General features: G+C 51.0%; 18 protein-coding genes. 4 read left to right on the forward strand and 14 right to left on the reverse strand.

Features of this window, described 5'->3' with window-relative positions; all coding sequences use genetic code 11:
* Positions 1-27: 27 nt before the first annotated feature.
* Entirely contained in the window at positions 28-1563 is a 1536-nt protein-coding gene (locus ACFQI7_RS26505) for an extracellular solute-binding protein (RefSeq protein ID WP_218100779.1), read from the reverse strand.
* A gap of 15 nt (positions 1564-1578) precedes the next feature.
* Positions 1579-3099, reverse strand: a complete 1521-nt coding sequence (locus ACFQI7_RS26510; protein ID WP_218100778.1) for an extracellular solute-binding protein — start codon at positions 3097-3099, stop codon at positions 1579-1581.
* 374 nt (positions 3100-3473) lie between these two features.
* Here ACFQI7_RS26510 and ACFQI7_RS26515 point away from each other — a divergent pair, with 374 nt between their 5' ends.
* A complete protein-coding gene (locus ACFQI7_RS26515; protein ID WP_230415260.1) occupies positions 3474-4274 on the forward strand; it encodes a sugar phosphate isomerase/epimerase family protein in 801 nt (266 codons plus the stop codon).
* Positions 4275-4458: 184 nt separating this feature from the next.
* Here the strand turns inward: ACFQI7_RS26515 and ACFQI7_RS26520 are convergent, their stop codons facing one another.
* Positions 4459-4968: a hypothetical protein gene (locus ACFQI7_RS26520; RefSeq protein WP_218100777.1), complete on the reverse strand. Its 510-nt coding sequence runs from the start codon at positions 4966-4968 to the stop codon at positions 4459-4461.
* 100 nt (positions 4969-5068) lie between these two features.
* Between ACFQI7_RS26520 and ACFQI7_RS26525 the strand changes: the two genes are divergently transcribed.
* On the forward strand, positions 5069-5296 hold the full coding sequence (locus ACFQI7_RS26525; protein WP_218100776.1) for an alpha/beta-type small acid-soluble spore protein: 228 nt from the start codon (positions 5069-5071) through the stop codon (positions 5294-5296).
* A 207-nt stretch (positions 5297-5503) separates the two neighbouring features.
* Here the strand turns inward: ACFQI7_RS26525 and ACFQI7_RS26530 are convergent, their stop codons facing one another.
* A complete protein-coding gene (locus ACFQI7_RS26530) occupies positions 5504-5887 on the reverse strand; it encodes an O-methyltransferase (protein ID WP_218100775.1) in 384 nt (127 codons plus the stop codon).
* 430 nt (positions 5888-6317) lie between these two features.
* Between ACFQI7_RS26530 and ACFQI7_RS26535 the strand changes: the two genes are divergently transcribed.
* Positions 6318-7574: a methyl-accepting chemotaxis protein gene (locus ACFQI7_RS26535; RefSeq protein ID WP_218100774.1), complete on the forward strand. Its 1257-nt coding sequence runs from the start codon at positions 6318-6320 to the stop codon at positions 7572-7574.
* A 204-nt stretch (positions 7575-7778) separates the two neighbouring features.
* Here ACFQI7_RS26535 and ACFQI7_RS26540 read toward each other — a convergent pair whose 3' ends face one another.
* The 10 genes from ACFQI7_RS26540 to ACFQI7_RS26585 form a co-directional block, all read right to left on the reverse strand.
* Positions 7779-8486, reverse strand: coding sequence for a glycerophosphodiester phosphodiesterase (locus ACFQI7_RS26540; protein WP_218100773.1), 708 nt, complete (start codon positions 8484-8486; stop codon positions 7779-7781).
* A gap of 90 nt (positions 8487-8576) precedes the next feature.
* On the reverse strand, positions 8577-9704 hold the full coding sequence (locus tag ACFQI7_RS26545) for a YncE family protein (RefSeq protein WP_218100772.1): 1128 nt from the start codon (positions 9702-9704) through the stop codon (positions 8577-8579).
* 5 nt (positions 9705-9709) lie between these two features.
* Complete coding sequence (locus ACFQI7_RS26550; protein WP_218100771.1) at positions 9710-10453, reverse strand: glycerophosphodiester phosphodiesterase; 744 nt, start codon at positions 10451-10453, stop codon at positions 9710-9712.
* 99 nt (positions 10454-10552) lie between these two features.
* A complete protein-coding gene (locus ACFQI7_RS26555; RefSeq protein ID WP_218100770.1) occupies positions 10553-11386 on the reverse strand; it encodes a carbohydrate ABC transporter permease in 834 nt (277 codons plus the stop codon).
* A 12-nt stretch (positions 11387-11398) separates the two neighbouring features.
* Positions 11399-12340 (reverse strand): carbohydrate ABC transporter permease, encoded by a 942-nt coding sequence (locus ACFQI7_RS26560; protein ID WP_218100769.1) that lies wholly within the window; start codon positions 12338-12340, stop codon positions 11399-11401.
* A gap of 82 nt (positions 12341-12422) precedes the next feature.
* A complete protein-coding gene (locus tag ACFQI7_RS26565) occupies positions 12423-13748 on the reverse strand; it encodes an ABC transporter substrate-binding protein (protein WP_218100768.1) in 1326 nt (441 codons plus the stop codon).
* A 329-nt stretch (positions 13749-14077) separates the two neighbouring features.
* Entirely contained in the window at positions 14078-14782 is a 705-nt protein-coding gene (locus ACFQI7_RS26570; RefSeq protein WP_218100823.1) for an MgtC/SapB family protein, read from the reverse strand.
* A gap of 222 nt (positions 14783-15004) precedes the next feature.
* The gene (locus ACFQI7_RS26575) at positions 15005-15565 is read right to left on the reverse strand and encodes a glycerol-3-phosphate responsive antiterminator (protein ID WP_218100767.1); all 561 of its coding nucleotides are present in this window, start codon (positions 15563-15565) and stop codon (positions 15005-15007) included.
* Between the two features lie 47 nt (positions 15566-15612).
* Complete coding sequence (locus tag ACFQI7_RS26580; RefSeq protein ID WP_218100766.1) at positions 15613-16386, reverse strand: HAD-IIA family hydrolase; 774 nt, start codon at positions 16384-16386, stop codon at positions 15613-15615.
* 336 nt (positions 16387-16722) lie between these two features.
* Positions 16723-18513, reverse strand: coding sequence for a M3 family oligoendopeptidase (locus tag ACFQI7_RS26585; RefSeq protein ID WP_218100765.1), 1791 nt, complete (start codon positions 18511-18513; stop codon positions 16723-16725).
* Positions 18514-18673: 160 nt separating this feature from the next.
* On the opposite strand from ACFQI7_RS26585, the gene ACFQI7_RS26590 reads away from it, so the two are divergent.
* On the forward strand, positions 18674-18874 hold the full coding sequence (locus ACFQI7_RS26590; RefSeq protein ID WP_218100764.1) for a YycC family protein: 201 nt from the start codon (positions 18674-18676) through the stop codon (positions 18872-18874).
* The last annotated feature ends 2 nt before the right edge of the window (positions 18875-18876 follow it).

Below are 18876 nucleotides of genomic sequence, written 5' to 3' on the forward strand. Positions count from 1 at the left end.
ACCATGTACTCTTTACTTCCCAAACCGTTATTTCTTGCTGCCAAATTTGGCAAAGGCCGCCTCATATTCCTTGATCAGCTGGTCGCCGCCGGCTTTGCGCCATTTGTCGACCTCGGCCTGCCAGCCGGCATCATCCACCTTGCCCATGATGTACTTCGTCTGCGCGTCCCATATCATCTGGTCCAGCTCTTTGCCCCGCTCCGTGTAGATGGCCGATGTGAGCGTCAACGCCGGGTTCGGCACGGCCAGCTTGCCGCCGTCGCGCGCCATTGTCGTCCCTTTCTCGCCAAGCGGCGTATCTTTCAGCGCCGCAACGTTGTAGCCTTCCACGTTCACCATATTATCACGGTACGGCTTGACTTCGCGCTGGAAGCCATTGAAATCTTTATATTCCGTCTTGCCGTCCGCCTTCGCGTAATGTTTGCCCTCGACACCGCGCATTTGGAGCGTAGACATCGGCTCATCCATCAGCTTGTCGAGGAACGACAGTACCTTCTTCAGCTCTGCTTCGGTCTTCACCGAAGACATCGGAATCGCCAGGAAGCCGAAGTTGCCCGGCTCGCCCGCCAGACGCGCTCCCTGCGGACCTGCAAATGGTGCGATGTCGATTACGCCGCTCGGCACATTTTTCACGAGACGTTCCTGGAAGCTTTTGCCGTTCTGCGCCACTCCGTTCAGCTTCATGCCCACGCGGCCGGCGTCCATCATGGCGTCGGCTTCCGACGGGTCGAATGCGGGGAAGTCCTGGTTGATCAGCTTCTCCTCGAACAGTTTGCGGAACAGCTTCATGACGTCGATGTACTCCTTCGTCATAAACTCCGGCGTCAGCTTGCCTGCACTGTCCGCTCCCCACCGGTTGACTCCGCCGATGCTGACGGCGATCCGGGTCAACACCGGCTGCGTGCCTTCATTGTACTTTTTGTAGAGCACCGTGCCGTACGTATCGTTCTTGCCGTTCTTATCCGGATCGTTCAAGGTCATCGCCTTGAGCACCGTATACCACTCGTCCAGCGTCGTCGGCACCTTCATGCCCAGCACATTCAGCCAATCTTTACGGAAGACGATCGCCGCCCGTCCGATGTCGCGAAAGTTTGGCACACCGTAGATTTTGCCCTCCACCGAAATGTTCTGGAAATGCTGCGGATCTTGCGCGGCCAAGTTCTTGTATTCTTTCAAATACGGCCCGATTTCCCAAAACAAGCCGGACTGAACGGCGCCGACCGTGGTCGGGACGTAATTCAGCTTGACGATCTTCGGCATTTCGTTCGAAGCGACCATCACATTGATTTTCTCGTCATAAGCCGACTGGGGAATCCACTGAATATCGAGCTTCGTGTTCGTATACTTCTCGATCGCCTGCTCGACTTCGTTTCCTTTCGCCGGAATGTCCCCTACCTGCATCAGCGCCATCGTGATCGGAAACGGCCCGTTATCCTCTTTTCCCGCGGCTTGGCCGCCCGTGTTCTTCCCGCCGCTGTCTGCGCATCCGGCTAATAGGCTTGCCGTGATCGTCATCGCGCATGCCGCAGCCGTCCATTTTTTATATCCCGCCTTGTAAGTCATCGCTGTCGTTCCCCTTTATTTCTTATTCACTTTGGCGTATGCCTCTTCGTATTCTTTAATTACTTTATCGCCGCCCGCTTTGCGCCACTTCTCGATCTCCGCCTGCCAGCCGGCATCGTCTATTTTTCCCATAATATACTTGGTTTGCGCATCGTTAATCATTTGCTCCAGCTCTTTGCCCCGCTCCGAGTACGTGCCCGAAGGCAGCGTCAGCGCCGGATTCGGAACGGCATGCTTCGTGCCTTCCTTCGCCAGCAGGTTGCCCTTGTCCCCAAGCGGCGTATCTTTGAGCGGCGCCACATTGTAGCCCTCGATGTTGAGCAAATTGTCGCGGTACGGCTTCACTTCGCGCTGAAACGCGGAGAAATCTTTGTACTCGGTCTTATTTCCGTCCGCCTTCACATAGTGTTTGCCCTCGACGCCGCGCATTTGCAGCGTAGACATCGGCTCGTCCATCATTTTATCGAGGAAGGCGAGCACTTTCTTCAGCTCCGCTTCGGTCTTTACCGTCGATTTCGGAATGACGAAAAATCCGTTGTTCCCGCTCTCGCCGGATACTCTTACGCCTTTCGGTCCTGTAGGGCTCATGACGTCGAAGACGCCGCTCGGCACATTTTTCACGAGCCGGTCCTGCATGCTCTTCGCATTTTGCGCTACCGCCACACGCACGCCTGCACGTCCCGCGTCGTATACTTTCTCCACTTCGCTATCGTCGAATACGGCGAAATCCTGGTTGATCAGCTTCTCGTCATACAGCCGCTTGAACAGCTTCAAGACGTCCGTATATTCTTTGGTGACGAATTCCGGTATAAACTTGCCGTTCTCCACCGCCCACTTGTTCGGAGCGCCCTGGCTGACCGCGATGCGCGTCGTGAGGGACGCCACGCCGTCGTTGTATTTTTTGCTCAGCACCATGCCGTACGTATCGTTCTTTCCATTGCGGTCCGGGTCGTTCAGCGTCATCGCCTTCAGGACGTTGTACCATTCATCGAGTGTCGTCGGCGGCTTGAGCCCGAGATTATCCAGCCAGTCCTGGCGGTACACGATCGCGCCGCGCCCGATATCCCGGTATGTCGGTATGCCGTACAGCTTGCCTCCAACCTTGATATTGTCGTAGTATTGCGGATCTTGCGCGGACAAATTTTTATAATCTTTCAAATACGGCCCGATCTCCCAAAACAAACCGGATTCGATGGAACTGATAATCGTCGGGACGTATTTGACCTTGAGCAGCTTCGGCAGCTCGCTTGAGGCGATCATGACGTTGATTTTCTCATCATATGCCGCGCTCGGAATCCATTGAATGTCCAGCTTCGTATTCGTGTACTTCTCAATCGCTTGCTCGATTTCGCTTCCCTTGGCCGGAATATCTCCCACCTGCGTCACCGCCATCGTAATCGGAAACGGTGCAGAGTCCTGGGAAGCGCCGTTGCTGCCGGCTGCCGGCTTTCCTTGTCCGCCTCCCGCACACCCCGTCATCGCCCCGGCTGCGATTACTGCGGCGCCGAGCAGTGCAACGCTTTTGTTTGCCGTCATCTTTAAAGCCGACCTCCTTCTGTTCTACTGAACGTTTGCCACTTCACTTGACTGAGGTGTATCCGCTTTCACGTTTGGCTTTTTGGTTTTGTGAAGTTTACAACCCGATTATCGGACACGACGGCATGATAAGCTATCGTTCAATTTTAACTTATTCGCCGCCACCGCCAAGAAAGCGCTTGCCAAAAGGCGCAGCGAGGCATCATGCACGGCTTTTAACTTCCCGTTATGCCGGATTTAACTCCTTTTTCGCATCGTTTTTACTGGAGATTTTCCCTGTTTTCGATAATAATGGAATAGGACGGCTTGGGAAAGACGATTTCCGGAGCTGCTAATGTTTAATTCGCACAAATGCTAAGAATGAGGTGAATGGGTTGTCGCAGATCACATTATACAAAGCGCTATGGGGAATGAACGGGACGCTGGAAGAGCAATTTGCCAAAATCGCGGCCGCCGGCTGCTATCAAGGCATAGAAACGGGTGTGCCTGCAAAGGAAGATGCTTCCCGCTTTCAAGAGCTGCTCGCGCAATACAATTTCAGCTATATCGCCATGGTGTATACGCGAGGCGACGATCACGCCGCTTCGTTTGAAGCGCAGGCGGAAGCCGCCGCCCGCTTCAAGCCGGTGCTGATCAATTCCCACAGCGCCAAAGATTCGATGCCGTACGAGGCGCAGCGGCAGTTCTTTGACAAAGCGCTGGCGGTCGAGCGGGCGATCGGCATCCCGGTCGCGCACGAAACGCACCGGGGACGCGCGATGTTCACGCCATGGAGCACCGCTGCGCTGCTCAAAGATTTTCCCGAGCTGAAAATAACGGCCGATTTCAGCCATTGGTGCTGCGTATGCGAATCGCTGCTGCCCGATCAGCAGGATAACCTGAAGCTCGCGTTCGAACGAGCTTACCATATTCATGCCCGCGTCGGTTACGCGGAAGGCCCGCAGGTGCCGCATCCGGCCGCGCCGGAATATGCCAAAGAGCTGAGCGTTCACGAAGCGTGGTGGAAAGAAATCGTGAAAGTCCGCAGCGCTGCAGGGCAGCAAGCGCTCACGTTGACGCCGGAGTTCGGGCCTCCGGGGTATATGCACACGCTGCCGTTTACGAAGCAGCCGGTGTCCGATCTATGGGACGTCTGCCTCTGGATGGCTGAGCGTGCGAAGAGCTATGCGGACTAAAGCCGTGCACCTCCGTCATACTTACGGTTTTCCCGCACGGATTTGATCGGATGAACGAAAAAGGAGCGCTTCTTGCCACCGTCGTGGTTCGAGGCGCTCCTTTTTCTGTTGGTTGCCGTTCGGCGTACTACCCGGCCGAACCCCCAACATGGACAACAGCATGCTCTGTCAGAAGGTGCGGAACCTAGTTCCGTTCGAACCGCCGTGCAGCCTCCAGCTCCCCGAGCAGCCGTTTCACGGTCTCTACCGTATGTTGATAATAAGGCTTATAGGCTAACGGCTGCACAAAATCGAGAAACGCTCTCCCTACCGCCTCGACCTGGGACACGTATTCATCGAAAGCTACCGTATACCGACCGAGTTCCCGAGAGGGCTGAGACGGCTTCTCTTCCACTTCCACCAGCTCGATTCGCTCCCCACCCGCTTGATGCTTCACGATAAAAGAATAGCCCCTGCACTCCGGATCGCCGCAGCCGCATACGAAAAAAGGCATCCGATGCCACTCGTTCGCGTTTGCCCACCGATCCGGCGTGACGTTCTCTTTGGCGCTGAGCAGCAGCGCTGGCAAGCCCACATCGACGCATAACGGTTCATCGATGACAATCTCGCCCTCGGCTTCCATATAGACGTCGGCATGTATAATTTGCAAATCGGCGTCGAACGACCATCCTTTGCAAGTCAGCACAAAAGTCACTCGAAATCCCCCTTATAAACATTGGACACAATTACCAATTTTTTTTCGCGTATAAAGTCGGCTTTGGTACATACTACCTAATGAAACGGAGGTGATATCAATGGCAGCAGGACAATCCCGCAGCAGCAACCAACTGGTTGTTCCACAAGCTAACGCAGCTTTGGACCAGTTGAAGTATGAAGTAGCTCAAGAGCTGGGTATCCAAATTCCTCAAGACGGCTACATGGGCTTCATGGCGACTCGCGATGCTGGAGCAATCGGGGGTAACATTACCCGCCGTCTGGTTCAAATCGCCGAGCAACAATTGGCAGGCAAATTCACAAGATAATGATTCACCCTCGAATACTTATGATATAGGTGGCTCTTTCAAGGGTCACCTATCCTATTTTATTGTCTATACCCTGCACGGCTTCATCACATTATACCGGAAAAAGACAAGAAAAGCTTCCGGATCACCGAAAGCTTCCCTGACCTGTTTTATATTAAGAACGAATAAACGATAAAAAAGAATAAGAATAATGGCAGTAAAAAAGTATTAATAATCAAGCCGATACTTCCCGCTGTCTTGAAACAGGCTGGCCATATTGTAATTCGATTCGAACGTTACGCTCGTGCACAATGTATTTTGCCGCATGGCAAATTCGAATTGAATCTCTCCATGCGTCCAATGCTTTAGCTTTAACGCTTCGAGCGCCGTTTGACGGAATGAAGACTGGTGCGTTTCCGTTAACCCCTTCTCTACCTTCTTCCACTCCATACCTTTGCTTTCGAGCGGAAAATGCCGGACACCGAATTTTCCAATCACATTGTTACGGATCTGTACAAATACGGTGCCCGATGTTAATTGTGTAAGCTCGTCCTTGAGCTGTGAAAACACAAGCTCTAGCTGTCTGGCTAATGGCACTTGATCAAGAACCACACAATACCTCCTTTCTTTTCATTTAATGTAATATTATGTAATTTAGTTCTGTAGTCCTATTATATTCAAATGACAGTAAACTTTCAACAGAAAATATCAAATTTTTGTAAAAAAATACACGATAATCCATCATTTGTCGAATCCATAAGCACTATTACAAGTCACTATACTCCATATTCCGTTCAATCACATGTATTCGGTATTACCGGCGGTCTCGTTTGCAGCAAGCCTCACACCTCGCGGAAACGCGTTATTGCGAGCGGAAAACCATACCTCGCCCACGTGGATAGGAAAGATAAGATGGGTCATTTGGCGATCTGCTTTTTGATAAAAGGGATAGACCATCTCCTGTATCAATGGTATAATTTACCCAAATTCGTTGAACGAATCTGCGAATTATTTACTACTATTTGTCGAAGGGGTCGTTATAATGAACCGGTTCTACGGTCTCTCATTCAAGAGGAAGCTGCAGGCGGCTTGCTATGTCGTTGTCGCCGTCTACTCCATCGCGCTGCTCGTCTTCGCTTTGCAAACCGATTATGCAGCCATCGGCATCACGTTATTCGTTATTCTCGCAGCGCTGAGCGTCCTATTTTTCCGCTGGCTCGAGAGAACGCTTACAGAACCGATCGCGGATATGACCCGCGCGGCACTAAACATTTCCAAAGGCGATTTCTCGCAGAAGCTGGTGGCGCAATCGGATGATGCGCTTGGCGAGCTGTCCGCGGCGTTTAACAAAATGACCGAGAAGCTGCGCGAGCTGCTGCAAAATACGGGCATCACCTCGAAGCATGTGTTCGAATCGAGCCGCGATATTTTTTACAAAAACGAGAAAATGAAATCCGTCATGGAAGAGGTCGCCATTGCCTCGAATGAGCTAGCTTCCGGCGCCGGCCAAATATCGGAGGAAATCGGCGGCGTCTCCGTCGCTACCAAACATATCGAGCAGATGGTCAGCACTTATACGAGCGCCACACGCGAGATGAATTCTGCTTCCGGCAAAATGATCGACCTCGTCGAGAAAGGACTGCAATCCGTCGAGGCGCAAGGAAACGGAATGCGCAGAAACGTCGAAGCGACGGCTAACGTGTCGCAGACGATCGACTTGCTCGCTCAGCAAGCAAACGGCATATCGAAAATTACCCATACGATTTCCGATATCGCCGAACAGACGAATCTGCTGTCGCTGAACGCTTCCATCGAAGCCGCCCGCGCCGGCGAACACGGCAAAGGCTTCGCGGTAGTCGCGCAGGAAGTGCGCAAGCTTGCCGAAGAATCGACGAGTTCCACCAAAGAAGTGTTCCAACTCGTCAAGACGATCGAGCAGGGCATTATTCAGTCGCTGGCCTCGATGGCGGAAAACGAGCAGATCGTGCAGGAGCAGACGAAGCTGATTGCAGAAACGGAAAGCGTCTTTGCGGAAATTGTAAGCAGCGTGAAATTTATTTCCGAGCGGATCGCCGTGTTCGCTGAAGAGAGCGAACAAATGCTGGCCAGCGCGCAGCAAATTTCCGGCACGATGGAAAGCATATCGGCGATAACCCAGCAATCGGCGGCCGGCACGCAGGAAGTATCCGCTTCGATGAATGAGCAAATTGCCGCCGTGCAGGCGATAGTCGCCCAATCGGAGGAAATGACCAAGCTGGTGACGCAGCTGCAGCAGTCGATGAGCGTATTCAAGCTGTAAAGGCTTTACAGCACGCGGTCAACGTTAACTAACGAACAACGGGTAAAGCCTTCCGCGCCCGTACCGCACATTGTAGGTATGAACAGCGCATCTTGCGATACAAAACAAAAGACGTGTCCGGGCGAGCTGATCGATCAGCCGTTCCGGACACGTCTTTTTGGTTGTGTTTTATTCTATGTTGCCGATATGACGCTATTCGGTCATTTAAGCATGAAGCTCGACGCACCGCTTCCACTTTTCCAGCTCGTTTGTGCACACCCATATGTTCGGGTAACGGCTGCGAAGGTCGCTCATCTCTTGTTCGTCGTCGATCGTCCAAGCGATGATTTGAATGTCTTGCTCCTCACACCGTCGAATGAAATCTTCGTTCAAGTAAATGTATTTCACCGATACGTAGCGAGCGCGGATTTGCTCCGCAAGCGGGAATACGGAAGGCGTCGCCCCGTAGATGACAAGACCCAAATCGACCTCGCTGCTGAGCTCCCGCATTTTCATAATCGCGTAATGGTCAAACGACGTGACGAAGATTTGATCCATCATACCGCAATCGCGAACGACTTCGAGCACTTTCGCTTCCAGCCCCGGATACAGATTGCCGCTCTGTTTGAGCTCAATATCGACTTTGGCCTTTCCTTTGGCCAGCTTCAATATTTCTTCCAGCGTCGGGATCGGCTGGCCGCCGCCTGCATCCAATTTGCGCAAATCCTCGAACAAATAATCGATGACCTTGCCTTTGCCGTTCGTTGTCCGATTCACTGTAGTGTCGTGAATCACGACGGGAACGCCGTCCTTCGTCAGCTGCACATCAAGCTCCAATATGCTGTACGATAAGTCCAATGCAGCTTGAAAAGAAGATAAAGTATTTTCCGGATATTTCTTCGGATAACCTCGATGCGCCAATCCTGGGATCATGGCCGTCGTCCTCCTTCAAAATGGTCAGATCAGAAAATCTCTTCCCTTTGCATCATTTTCGTCATGCTGCGCAGCTTCGAATCTGTTCCGTTACTCGCTCCACGGTAAAATTTGAATCCGGTCAAGCGCATAGCTGGAAGATGTTTTATACTTGGTCGCGCCGGATTCAAATAAAATGTGAATTTCACCGTTTAGCTCATACAAGCCCTCGGACATCGGAGGAAGCTCCATCGAATCTTTCTGGTTTTTCTTATCCAAGAACCAGACCGGAACTTCTTTATTGCCTACATTTGCTTTCGCGTGCGGCGCTTCCGCCAGGCTTTGCTTGAAACGGAACAGCGTGCTGGCATTGTTTCTGCCGTATGACTGGCTGAGCCAAATATGGTCTTTCATCATATACATCCCTTGGACCCGATCCGGAATCGACAAAATGTAGTCCGGCGCCGGCTGTCCTTGATCCGAAGGTATGACCGGCAAGTCCGTTTCCGGATTCAGCTTGTACCCTTCGATCCAAGCTTTATGCTCTTTGTCTTCCCTATTGTTCATATAATGCGACTTATCCGTAGGATAGTCGGAGCCGTGAGCGAACTCGCCGATCCAGAGCACACCGTCCGCATAGCCGTTAAACGATGCGCGGGTATCGCTTTTCACCGAACCCTTGAACGCGACTTTGCCGCCGCTCTCCGCTTTTACGATGTCGTCGATGTCGACGTAATACACTTGCTTGTCCGATGAAATCCAGACATGCTTCTTGCTGGCCGAGATTCCGCCTGCATGACCAGTATAGGGCGTGGTTTCGTTTTTGTAAAGTTCCAGCGCCTTGACCATCTTGCCGGAAGCGGCGTCGATGACAGAGATTACGCTGGTTTTCCCGTCTTCTCTATAAGAAGATACAAGAACCCACCTTTTATCTTCCAAATAAGCGAGACCTTGCGGAACCGCGTTTTGTTTCAATGCCGGTACAATCGGCCCTTGCTTCGCTTTCTCTAGGAAAGGCTTGATTTCCGGCATATCCACGCGAAGCTTGATTCCGGCTTCCTCCTGCGTGATGCCATTCGCTGGCGTGACCGGTTTGTCTTTCGATTCCGCCTGCGCGGAAGATCCGGCTTGAGTCGATGGCGATGCTGCGGGCGGCGTGGCGGCCGGCGGCTTCTGGCAACCAGAAACAGCAAAACTAACCGAGCAAATCAGTGACAGCAAAATCGCAGAACGTTTCATTCCTCTTACTCCACCGAACCTTTCTGAAGCAGCTCACGCAATCTTCCCGGGAAATCGGTAATAATGCCGGAAATTCCCGCATCGATGGCTTGCGCCATTTTCGCAGCGTCGTTAATGGTGTATGCATAAACCTGTAGCCCTTGCTCAACGGCGTCACGCACGTCTTCTTTGTCGATCCGCTTGGCATTCGGGTGCAGCGAGAATACCGGTACGCCCGTCGTTGCCGCTAATAGCGAGTGACGTCCGACATTGCAATCATACAGAAGTCCGATTCTTACATCAGGCAGCAAAAGCTTCATGAAAACCAGGCATTTATGATCAAAGGAAGAAATGACGACGTTATGTACCCGGTTTTTTCTTTTCATCAAATCGGCCAGCGCGAGCTCGAGCTGACGGTTGTACGAGCCTTTGATTTCCACATTGATCATAATGTTATCGGGAACGAGGTCGAATACTTCTTCCAGCGTCGGCACTTGTTCGCCTGCATATTTCTCGTCAAACCATTTGCCGGCGTCGACTTGTTTGATTTCGGCCAATGTCAGCTTGTTGACGGTTCCCTTCATGTCGGAGGTTCTGTCCATGGTCGCGTCGTGAATCACGATGATTTCCCCGTCTTTGGACAGGTGAATATCGAGCTCGATGGCGTCGCAGCCTTGTTCGAGTCCGAGACGAAACGCGGCAAGCGTATTTTCAGGCGCTTCCCCTTTTGCCCCCCGGTGAGCGATAACTAATGGTTGATTCGTTGCCATTGTGAAGATCATTCCTCTCCTGAGCCTTTGTTTTTAAAATCATATGATTTATCATCATGAAAAGACCGGCTCGTAACAAACCGGTCTTCCATAATTGTCTCACTTAAACGTCGAGTTTGCCATAGCAGCGACAATATATTTTTGCGCAAAAATAAATACGATGACGATCGGAAAAATAACCAGAATGCTCGCGGACATCAGCAAATGCATCGTGAGCGCTTCGTTACCGGCGATGGAGTCGCGCATCATTGCGATCCCTACCGTCAGTACGCGCATTTTATCTGAGTTTGTCATGATCAGCGGCCAGAAGTACGAGTTCCAGCTGGAAATGAAGCTGATGACGGTCAATGTAGCGATGGTCGGGAATGCCATTGGCGCCAAAATCCGATACAGCACTTGCAGCTTGTTGGCACCGTCTACTTTCGCCGCCTCGATCACGTCATTATTGATCGAACGGAACGTTTGCCGCAGAAGGAATATGCCATAAGCGGATGCCGCGTGTGGAACAATGAGCGCATAGTACGTGTTGATCCATCCAAGTTTGGACAGCATAACATAAATCGGAACGAAAATGACTTGCTCCGGAACGATCAATGCCGCAAGAACGAGAACAAACAGTTTTTCGCGTCCCACGAAGGAACCTTTTGCAAAAGCATATGCGGCCATGATGCCTATGTTAATTTGCAGCACGACGATACCGACGGTTTGAATGACCGTATTTACGGTAAACGTGTAGAAAGGAATCGTTTTGAATGCGTTGGCAAAGTTGTCCCAGTGGAACCGTTCCGGCCAAAACGTCGGAATGGCAAGCCGCAATTCCGCAGGCGTTTTGAAAGCGGTAATAATCATCCAATAAATCGGGAAAAACATAATCGCAGTAATGATGACGGCAAACACGATACGGGTAGTGTTGGATATTGCTGAAGTCTTCATTTGCTCACATACCTACCCTTCGTAATGGACTTTCTTCTTGGATATATACATTTGCAGCATCGTCAGCATAATGATGATAATGAAGAAAATGATGACCAAAGCGGAAGCTCTACCCGTGCGGAATTCGCTAAAGGCCATTTCGTAAATCCAATACACCATTGCTTTCGTCGACTCGAGCGGTCCGCCGTTCGTAATAATATCGACGGATTGGAACACTTGCATGGACGAAATAAAGTTAGTGACGACCAGGAACAAGGTTGTCGGCGACAGCAAAGGCAGCGTAATTTTCCAGAATTGGGTCCATTTGCTTGCACCATCCAGACCGGAAGCTTCGTAGTAATCCATAGGAATGCTTCGAAGACCGCCCATAAAAATGATCATCGTAAATCCGACGCCTTTCCAAATGGAAACGATGATCAGCACCCACAGCGCTGTCTTTGTATTCGTGAGCCATTGTATCGGCTCGAGTCCCATCCACTTGAGCAATTCATTCATCAATCCGTATTGACCGTTGAAAATCCACAGGAAAATCATCGATACGATAACCATGGAAATGTAATGCGGCATGAAGATGATCGAGCGCATGAAGTTGAAGAATCGGGACTGTTTGTTAAACAGCAGCGCGAGGCCGAGCCCCAATGCCAAAGAAAGAAGTACGTCAATGATCGTGTACGTGAACGTAATTCCAAGAACTTTGTAAAATTGATCGCTGGACAGCAAATACGTATAGTTGTCGAATCCGACGAACTTTTTGGTCGGCTTCGTCATATTCCAATTTGTAAAACTCAAATATAAGGAATTGATCAACGGGTAATAAATGAACACAACCAAAACGAGTAATGCAGGCAAAGCAAAGGAGAAATCCTTTAAACCATCGATAAAACGCATATTCTTTTTGCTCTTATGACTGACTGCGCCTTGTTGCGTGCCGGGCCGGCTGTCCGTCGCTTTCATCGCGACTCCCCTCTCACTTACAAATATGAATGGCAGTTCGGGGGCGGTTAAAGACCCCCGCACTGCCGGGTTAAGCTACAACTTATTGATAGTCTGCAATAATGGTGTTGATTTCTTTAACGGAGTCTTTCAACAGCGGAATCGGATCGGCGTTTTCCAAAATCATTTTGCCTACGACTTCCATGTACTTCTTGCTGAATTCCGGATAAGCCGGATGCTGCGGACGGCCAACGACGTTGTCGAAGTTATCGAACACCGCTTTATATTGCGGAAGCTTCTCGAAGTACTTCTTCCCTTCATCCGTGTTCAGAACGGATTTGTGGGTAGGCAGGTAGCCGGTTCCTTCAGCCCACTTGATGTTGTTCTCAGCGGCTGTCATGAATTTGATGAACTTCCAAGCGGCTTCTTTTTGCTTCGCCGGAGCGCCTTCCATCATAACGATACCTGCGCCGCCGATATGCGATTTTCTTTCTTTGTCGCCTGGGAGGAAAGATACGCCTACTTCAAACTTCGCGTTTTCCAGATACGTTTTCAATACGGCGGACGTATGTTGAACCATAGCTACTTTGCCGTCAAGGAACATTTGTCTCATCGTATCGGATGCGCCTTTACCGTAACCCATGTGCATGGAACCGTCTTTCGTCCATTTGTAGAAGTTGTTAAGCCACTTTTGGCTATCCGGTTGGTCAAGCATCGTTTTCTTGTTGTCCGGGCTCAGAATCGAACCGCCCCCGTTGGAAACCCAAGGGTCCATGTACCATGTATCCCAGCCTGGAACCGAGAATGCGTAACGGGTCGTTTTGCCGTTTTCTTTCAAAGTGACTTTCTTGTTGAAGTCTTCGATTTCAGCCCAAGTTTGCGGCGGCTTTACGCCGAGCTGATCCAGCATCGTCTTGTTGTATACGAACACGCTCGTGCTGACAATCAGCGGGAAGCCGTACTGCTTGTTATTGTACGCGTAGGCTTGCATCATCCCTTTGGAGAAGTCGGACAAGTCCATTTTGTCGCGCGTAATGTAGGCGCTCAAGTTCGCAAACGCGCCGCTGTCGGCAAAGTTAGGAAGCGCCGATACTTCTACGTTCGTCACTGCAGGAACGTCTTTCGCTGCGATCGCCGCTTGCAGTTTCTTGTGAAGGTCGGTGTAAGCGCCTTGATACACAGGCTCTACCGTAATGTTTGGATACTTCTTCTGGAATTCACCGATCATATAGTTCACAGCACCCATTTGAACGTCCGCATGGGAGTGCCAATATTGGATCGTAACTGGAGAGTTGTCTTCCACGGCCGGCGGAGCGACATCTCCACTGGCTTGTCCACCCGGTTTGTCAGCGGAATTCCCGCAGCCTACTGCCGTCGTTAGCGTGATGGAAGATACCGCAAGAACGGACAACCATTTTCTCATATTCATTTCGTTAATACCCCTCTCTGACTTGACTGTTAGTTTAATTTGTACCCGCATTCATTCGACAACACTCGACATAATTCTTCATATTTCGCGAAAAAACACGAAGAAAAAAGAACATCAAGCCATCTTCAAGAAACAAAGGAGCCGGGCTTCCGCACGGTCCGATCGTCTCTTGGGTTGTCTCAATGTTCTCCGCACCCAAGTGTTTATTGAATGAAGTAAAGCGTTTTCTTATTGACATGTTATAGTATGTCATATAACAGGGATCATGTCAAGTAAATTATATATTATACCATTTTTTTGAAAATATTACAAATTGATTTTACAATCCCTTACATAGCCTGCGTAGTGCCGCGCGCTCCACCGACAATCGTTAATGCTTTGGATTCAACGGATAAAATATCGCCGGATGCCGAAATCCCATCCATCGCCTGGATGATGACGCCCCGATCCGTCGTTTTCAAATTAAACTGCAGTTCCATGGCGGGCTCCGTTATGCCGTTCACCTCTGTTACGCCGTCCGGCTTCATTCGTACGTTGGCAATCTGAATGCCGAACTGTCCGAATTTCGATGCGATGTTGCCGAGCACGCCTGGCTTGTCGATGATTCGAATGACGATCTCCATCGTCCTTCGGTTGCGCATCAAATACTTTTCCCATTTGTTCAAAACGAACAAGCTGATCAGAACCATCACGGTCGACAGTACCGCGACGTAATAAAATCCCGCTCCTACGCACAAGCCGATCGCTGCCACTACCCAGACGGAAGCTGCCGTCGTAAGCCCGGATACCGTCGAACCGGTACGCATAATCGTACCCGCTCCCAAAAATCCGATCCCGCTTATGACTTGCGCCGCCAGACGGGCCGGGTCGGTACGTACGTTCGTTTCATTGACAAAAGCGGCAAATCCGTAAATGGACAACAGCATAATCGCAGCCGACCCGATGCACACCAGAATGTGCGTGCGCAAACCGGCCGCGTGGTTGTTCCACTCACGTTCCAGACCGACCAAACCTCCCAAACAAACAGCAAGCATGATGCGAATGGTTAGATCCAGATGTGAAATGTGCCAAATACTATCCAAAACTTAGGTCCCTCCTTAAATAATTGCTTATCGCCGGCCGACGGCCGACCACTATTGCTTCAATTATGCCCGGTGGCGCTGCCTTATGCAAAAAACCTCTTTGGAAAGTGCGAAATAAACGCACTTTATCCAAAGAGGTTTCTCATGTTCTCTCCAAATTGGAATCAGTTGCTGTTAAAAGTTCCATAATTCAGCTGTTCCTGCCGAGACCGCCAAAGCACCCGCCTGCAAAGCTTCCTCAATCTCCCGGATGTTGCCGACCAGGCCGCCGGCGATGATCGGGAGCGTGGTCATATCGGTCATCTCCCGAATCACCCGCGGCATGATGCCCGGCATCACCTCGATTGCGTCGGGCTGGCTTTGCTCTGCGGCTTTGATTCCCCGGACGACGGCGCTCCGGTCAATCAAAAATATGCGCTGAATCGCCATCAAGCCGGCCTCTTTGGCGCCACGGATCAAATTGCTTTTCGTCGAAATAATGCCGGTCGGTTGAATGTGCTGTGCGACGTAAGCTACACCGCTGCGGTCAGCTGCAATGCCTTCGATAAACTCCATATGAATGAAGACGTGTTTGTTCGCCGCTTTCGTACGACCAACCAAATCTCCGATATTAAATATCGAGCCGGTCAGTAAAAAAACGATGTTGACCGGGCTCTCGAGTGCACGATCGAGTTCGTCCGCTTTCTGAACGGCAGCTATGGTCTGGTGTTCTACTAAATCGACAATCGGATACATATATTCCCCGCCCTTCGCATGACTGAGAACATTATACCACGATTTTTTTATAAATTTACGATTTCTTTAATACTGGAAATAATATATTGCGGACGGTGATCCGCAGACTCCGCCATTTCCCGCGTAGCGACGCCGGTCAGCACAAGCACGGATTTCATCCCCGCTTCGTTGCCCATCTTAATGTCCGTTTCCAGACGATCTCCGATCATGAAGCAATCCTTGTATTCCAGTCCAAGGTGAGCTACCGCCGCTTCCGCCGCGATCAGCGAGGGCTTGCCGACGACCAGATCGATCTCCTTGCCGGTAGCGACTTCAAGCGCCGCGATGAACGTTCCCGTATCGGGAATTTGTCCGCCGTCGAGCGGGCATGTCGTATCGGGATTGGAAGCGATGATCTTCGCTCCTCTGATAGCGGCCTGGTACAGGCTGTTCAGCTTGTCGTACGTAAACTGCCGATCCCAGGACAATACGACGTACTCGGCTTCTTCGCTATTATCCGTCATAGTGACGCCTTCGCTCTGCAATTCGTCGCAAATCGGCTGCTCTCCGATGACGAACACTTTTTCCCCCTCTTTGAGGGTGTTTTTCAAGTAACGGGCCACGATTTGCGAGGAGTTGAGCACGTCCGCAAGCGTCGTCGGGATGCCCATCTTCGTCAGCTTTTCCACATAAGATTGTCTGGTTGCGATCGGTTTATTCGATAAAAATACAACGCGGTCTCCGCGGTCCCGCAAAGCTTTAATCGCTTCAGCGGCGCCTTCAATCATTTTATCCCCCAAGTAAACGGTGCCATCCAAATCAAATACATAACCTTGTGCCATGTCTTCCTCACCCTCGATCAAAATAAGAAGAACTCATTAATGAAGTTATTCCACGATGTCAGCCCTCAACGTTCGCGCAGCAGCCGCGGCGCAAATCAATCGTTTTCTTGATACTGCTTTCCAACATTATCGCTTTCATGCTGAAACTTGGAAACTGTATCAAAAAAAAAGAAAACCTTATCTGTGTAAGCACATTCTCCCAATATATGAATGGAAGAATATGATTACGGATAAGGTTTTCTCCAGGACTCAAGCCTAAGCCGTATATTCATATGAATGTAATTAATATAGTGCCTCGGCGATCCTTTGTCAACTAAAATATATTTTATATTGCTGTTATTCGGTCAATTTCATAAAATCGCGTACATCAGCAATGGAAAGATCCATCGCTTGCTGCCAGAAATCCGACTTGCGCAAATCGATGCCAAGATGCTTCGCAGCCAAATCTTCGACGGTCATGCGCCCTGTATCGCGCAGCAAAGCGACATAACGCTCTTCAAATGCCTCCCCGAGCCGCAGCGCTTCGGCATACAAGCCGGTGCTGAACATATACCCGAACGTATAAGGGAAATTGTAAAACGGAACTTCGGTAATATAAAAATGAAGCTTCGACGCCCAAAAATGCGGATGGTATTCGCCAAGCGCATCCCTATACGCCGTCTTCTGCGCTGAAACCATCAGCTCGTTCAAACGCTCCGTGCTGACGATTCCGCGGTGTCGCTCTTCATAGAAGGCCGTTTCAAAAATAAACCGGGCATGAATGTTCATATAAAAAGCGACGGAACGTTGAATTTTGTCCTCCAGCAGCGTAAGGCGCTCGTCTTCCGAGGACGCCCCCTTGACCGCTGCGTCCGACACAACCATCTCCGCGAAGGTCGAAGCCGTCTCCGCGACGTTCATGGCGTATTCCTGCGCTAGCGCCGGCAAGTCGTTCATCACGTGCTGATGATAGCCGTGCCCGAGTTCATGCGCAAGCGTCGATACGTTGGAAGCCGTCCCTCCATATGTCATAAAGATGCGCGTCTCCTGCGCAAGCGGGAATGAAGTGCAGAAGCCTCCCGGACGTTTCCCCGGGCGATCCTCCGCCTCAATCCAGCGGTTTTCGAACGCTTGCACCGAGAAGTCGGCGAGCTTCGGGCTGAACCGGCGGAACTGATCTACGATCAGCTTGGCGCCTTCGTCATACGTAAACGTTTTGCCGCCTCCGCCGACAGGCGCCTCCACATCGTGCCAGCTTAGCTTCTCCACGCCGAGCAGCTTCGCTTTTCGTTCCAAGTACTGGACGAAGACATCCTTGTTGCGGTCGATGACACCCCACATGGCGTCCAGCGTCTCCTTGGACATCCGGTTCACATCGAGCGGCTCCTTATGAATGGAATGCCACCCGCGGCGCTCATAAAGCTTCAGGCGAAAACCTCCGAGATGATTCAGCGCATCCGCGCAGTAGTCGGCCAAATCCGCCCACTGCTCCTCCCACCCGCGGAACAGCCGCTCGCGCACCGCTCGGTCGGGGCTGTGCATCTTGTTAGCCGCCTGTCCTGCGGAAAGCTCAGCCACGGCGCCGTTTTCCTCAAAGGATAGGCGGAATTTGCTTACCGCCGTGTTGTACAGCTCTCCCCAGCCGTGGTAACCGTCTACGGCGAGGTCGTTCACCAATGCCTCCTGCTCGGGAGACAGCTTCTCCGCGGCAAGCGCGCGCCGTTCCTCCAGCGGGTATGTAATCTCTTTCAGCTCCGGCCGCGCCAGCAGCGCGCTCCAGGCTTCATCGCCGATACGCGTCAGGAAATCGTCGAACCTAGTGAGCGCGGAAGCATAATCGGCTCCGATGCTTTTGACCAGCCCGCCCAAGATGACCGCTTTCTTATCGTTTTGGTTTTCCGCAGCAAGGCATGCCGTAAACGAATCGGCTTCCCGAATTTGCAGCGATGCTTTTTGCAACAAATCGATGGCAGGCAGCAGATCGGCTGCAGCCTCCGCCGACTCGGGTACGGAAAGCTTGCTCAGTATCCCATTTAATGAAGCAATATTTGCATTAAGCTCTTCCAGGAAGTCGGCAAATGCGCTAGATTCGCTCCCGCCAGGGAAAAAACGTTCCAAATTCCATGTTTGTGGCAATGAGGTTTGCATAATAACACCGCACCTTCCGAAAAATAGAATCGTTACTTCTTCATTAAACCATATTTCGGCGCAAAGCCAAAATGCCCTCTCCCCATTTTTTGGTTGAATTGTAGGGTGTGTATATGTTTAAATGGAGACTATAGACCTATTTTTATGGAGTGAAACAAACATGAAACCATTGCAAATTTCTCCCGAAACCGCGCAGAAGCTGGCCAAGGAGCTTAACGTTCCGCTCGAACATTTAATGCATATGCCGCAGCATATTTTATTGCAAAAGCTTGCCGAACTGGCGGCTAAAAAAGATACGGAAGCCGGCGGCCCGGACAAGGGACAAGCAGGCACCGGACAGGCGAATCCAAAGCAGGAGTAACC

This window comes from Paenibacillus allorhizosphaerae, assembly GCF_042659105.1.
GTDB lineage: Bacteria > Bacillota > Bacilli > Paenibacillales > NBRC-103111 > Paenibacillus_G > Paenibacillus_G allorhizosphaerae.